Source organism: Deltaproteobacteria bacterium, from assembly GCA_030654105.1.
GTDB lineage: Bacteria > Desulfobacterota > SM23-61 > SM23-61 > SM23-61 > JAHJQK01.
In genome coordinates this window covers 1-3,650 of record JAURYC010000215.1, presented here as the reverse complement: position 1 = coordinate 3,650, position 3,650 = coordinate 1, and the positions used below count along the sequence as shown (strand labels likewise).

The window sequence follows — 3,650 nt, the reverse complement described above, 5'->3', positions numbered from 1 at the left end:
GACGATCCGTTTGATGCGGGCCACGTCATGAATGGGTTTCAAAGCGACGACCATCTGGATCGTCGAGCAATTGGGGTTGGCGATGATACCGCGCTTTTTATACTGGGCAATGGCATGGGGGTTTACTTCCGGTACAACCAGAGGAATTTCAGGGTCCATGCGGAATGCGCTGCTATTGTCTACGACCACAGCGCCGGAAGCGGCTGCCGCCGGGGCGAATTCCAGGCTGCGGGATGCACCGGCAGAGAAAAGGGCTATCTGAATATCCTTAAAGGAATCTTTGGTGAGGCGTTCGACCTTCACCGGCTTGCCATTAAAATCTAATTCCTTTCCCTCCGACCGCTCGGAAGCCAGAAGTTTGATGGAGCCCACGGGAAATTTCCGTTGCTCCAAGGTTTTGATCATCTCTAAGCCCACGGCCCCCGTGGCGCCCGCAACGGCTACGGCATAGGATCTTCCTTTCATCCTCGATTCTCCCATGAAATATTTTTTTAATTTATTGTCATCTTAAGATATTGCGAGAAATAATGTCAAGGGGATTGATTGCCAAAGAGGGGAAAGGTGAGGGGGCTTGACTTGTAACCTGAAATCCGCAACGGGTTTTAATGGCATTCCAGGGAGGGGATGGATTCGTAAATCTCTCTCAGATCAGCATCCTGGCCATTGCCGGTAAAATGCAGAATGAGGGTGCGGTTAAGCTCAGGGCAATAAAAAGAAAGGCGCAGAGTTTTAACAGTTTTTTTCCTAATCAAGCCTTGTTGCACTTCCCCGATACAATAGGATGCGGGATGGCCGCAAACCATTTTTGTACCCTGGGAGGAAATCTGGACATCTTTGACCTGAAGACCATCATGCTTTCCCCGCTTGATCTGGATCATTAAGTCAAAAGCAATCCTTTTTAAAGGATTAAAGACAATCTGATCTGTCTGGCCGGCCTCTACCCAGGTGATGTGCTCTCTTTGTACTGCGGAGTGAACGTCTGGCTCCAGGTAGCTTCGGGTTATCTTCCAGCCCTCGGGAAGAGAGAGAATTAAGAAGTAGCCCGTTCCGAATAAGATATTTCTTGCGGCGATGATATGTTTGGTTAATTCAAGGGGCATGGTTTCTGGAGCGTTTCAGGAGCTCCCCAGATGTTCCTGCAGGAGAGTATCCAATTGATTCTTGTCCTTGCCCGCGTACTTCCTTTTTTTATTGATAATGAAGGTCGGATAGCGATGCACCCAATAGCGGAGCGATTTCATTACTCCTTGGAGAGATTGGACATCGATGACTTTAATTAAAATTCGCTCACGATATTTTTGGGCTAATTCCTTGATCCAATTTGAAAGAAAAAGATATTCCTCCTTCAATTCTTCAGGATATTCGTTGAGATCCCTGCTGTCCCCCTTTTCTCTGAGACCCACCTGGTCTGTAGCAATATTACAAGTAAATCAGGTGTTGTAAAGGCCCGGAACCAGAGAAATGACTTCGAGGGTGATCGGTTTCATTGTTTGCCCAAAAGAGACGGGAAAACCCGAGATAGGTTCTCCCGTCGGCAAGGAGTTGATCTGCTTATTTGGCACCTCCGGTAGGTGCTGGAGCCGGGGCTCCCTCCCTCTTTTCACTGGTGAATTTGCGGATGGCCGCGAAAGCATCTTTGATCAAAACACTCGCGCAGAAAACCAGGAAGAGGGCGATCAAGCCGGTGAGCCAGTCGCCGATGGCCCGGTCTGTGGTAATGTTGGGGGTAACAAAGAAATGTTTGATCTGGCCGTAGGAAACCCAAATGGCGGCGGCGATAGTGGTGACAAAGAGGAAAATAGAGGGGGCGAGAGTGAATCTGTAATTTTTCCTCTCGTAGGCCAGCCAGCAGGAGGCGATGAGCAAAGCCATGGAGGCTAACATCTGGTTAAACGCTCCTCCGAGGAACCAGAGGGTAGAGAGAACCCCGGTAAAGCAGAAGACGGCAAAGAGAATCAGGGTGAAGATAGTGGAAAAATGAACATTTTTGAAGATGGGCCAAAACTCCCCAAGCACGTCGGCGCCGTAGAGCCGCATAAACCGTACCCCTAAGTGGATGAGCGTCAGGCCGATGACGGCAAACATAATGTTGGAAAAATCGAGGGCACTACTTTCCGGAATTCCGATATTGCCCAGGAAATTCGCCGCCCCTACAGAGAAGACCGCACCCGCGCCTTTCTTGAAAGCCGCCGCATATCCTTCGAAGCTTCCGAAGGCCGACACGGCGATAATCAAGGCCAGCATGCCCATGATCATCTCCAGGAGCATGGCGCCCCCGGCAACGGGCAAAGTATCCGTTTCTTTTTCAATCATGCGGGCTGTGCCGGAGCTGCCTACCAGGGAGTGCCAGCCGGAGACCGCTCCGCACATGAGGGTGACGAAAAGCATCGGCCATAGGGGGTTATTTCCCCACCACCATCCCTTGAAGGCTGGGAAGTTGCCGAAAGAGGGATTTCCGAAAAGAACTCCCAGACCAATTCCGATCATTCCGATGAATACTACCCAGAAACCAAGGTAGTTGATGGGTTGAGCCCAGCGCCAGATGGGGAGGACCGCCCCGAAATAGCAGAATAACAGGACGGCGAGTACCCAGATAAACGTGGGTTGGTTAACGACTCCGAAAATAATCGGGGGCTTGTCACCGCCACTGATGGCCTTGAAAAATGCCATCACCGGCTCGAGACTGGTGAGGTAAAAAATACCGAAAAAAGTAATTATCACGGTCACCAGAGTGGTTGTGATGATGGATTGCTTCCATTTATAAATCATCTGGCCGGTCAGAACGCCCATCAGCACCCAGATGATAATCCCTAAGGGGCCCGTTGATTTGGTGAGGGTTGCGGCGATGAACAGCGCAAAGGCCCCGAAGCTGAGCATGAGGTTGAAATAAATAAAGATGCTGATCAGGGTTCGCGCCCGGGGAGAAATCAGGGTATAGCTCATCCCCCCCAAACTCATCCCTTCTTTGCGGATGCCCACCATGGTGGAGGTATAATCATGAACCCAGCCCAGGAAGGCTACACCCAGGAGAAGGTAAAGCATGGCTGGCAGCCAGCCCCAGTTGACGGCCATGATGGCTCCCACGACAGGGCCTAATCCGCAGATGGATTTGAATTGGAAGCCGAAGAGAACATTTTTGTTGGCAGGCATGAACTCCACACCATCCATGTACATGACGGCGGGAGTTGCTTTTTTTGGATCGGACTGAACGATTTTGCGGTCGACATAACGGCCGTAAACGCGGTAGACAAGGACTACCCAAATAATACTGAGGATTAAAACAAATATTGACATTTTTCTCCCTCCTTACGAGTTAAATCTTGGAATTTTTTTCTTCCTTTCCTCAAGAGCAATCATATTGCCATTCGGGGAACAACCTTAGCCTTTCCAACGATCCAACTGTTTCTCTCAGGGAGCCATTGTGGCTCGGCATCACCTCCTTATATGATTTAAAATTTTGTGACCCCATTTAAAGATTTTCCACATATTTTGCACAAATAGAAAAAAATGTCAATAAAAATGTTTTTTTTATTTGACATTAGACCCTGTTAGATTATAATTGCATCCGGGTAAATAGAAGGTTGGGGAAAACCCATTTTAAAAAGTCCTGAATACTGGAGGGACACAATGGCCAAAGAAGAAGAGAAACA

4 protein-coding genes are annotated in these 3,650 nt (G+C 49.1%); all 4 read right to left on the bottom strand.

All coding sequences use genetic code 11. The features are described from left to right. A partial coding sequence (locus tag Q7V48_08995; protein MDO9210868.1) for an aspartate-semialdehyde dehydrogenase occupies window positions 1-465 on the bottom strand: 465 nt, incomplete at its 3' end. A gap of 137 nt (window positions 466-602) precedes the next feature. Further along, on the bottom strand, window positions 603-1,100 hold the full coding sequence (locus Q7V48_08990; GenBank protein ID MDO9210867.1) for a hypothetical protein: 498 nt from the start codon (window positions 1,098-1,100) through the stop codon (window positions 603-605). A gap of 15 nt (window positions 1,101-1,115) precedes the next feature. After that, window positions 1,116-1,403, bottom strand: a complete 288-nt coding sequence (locus Q7V48_08985) for a hypothetical protein (protein MDO9210866.1) — start codon at window positions 1,401-1,403, stop codon at window positions 1,116-1,118. A gap of 148 nt (window positions 1,404-1,551) precedes the next feature. Continuing rightward, complete coding sequence (locus Q7V48_08980) at window positions 1,552-3,294, bottom strand: carbon starvation CstA family protein (protein MDO9210865.1); 1,743 nt, start codon at window positions 3,292-3,294, stop codon at window positions 1,552-1,554. Between the last annotated feature and the right edge of the window lie 356 nt (window positions 3,295-3,650).

Bases quoted from the DNA above. Each gene is read 5' to 3' on its own strand.
- Q7V48_08990 (MDO9210867.1), bottom strand. From the start codon at position 1,100: ATGCCCCTTGAATTAACCAAACATATCATCGCCGCAAGAAATATCTTA.
- Q7V48_08980 (MDO9210865.1), bottom strand. From the start codon at position 3,294: ATGTCAATATTTGTTTTAATCCTCAGTATTATTTGGGTAGTCCTTGTC.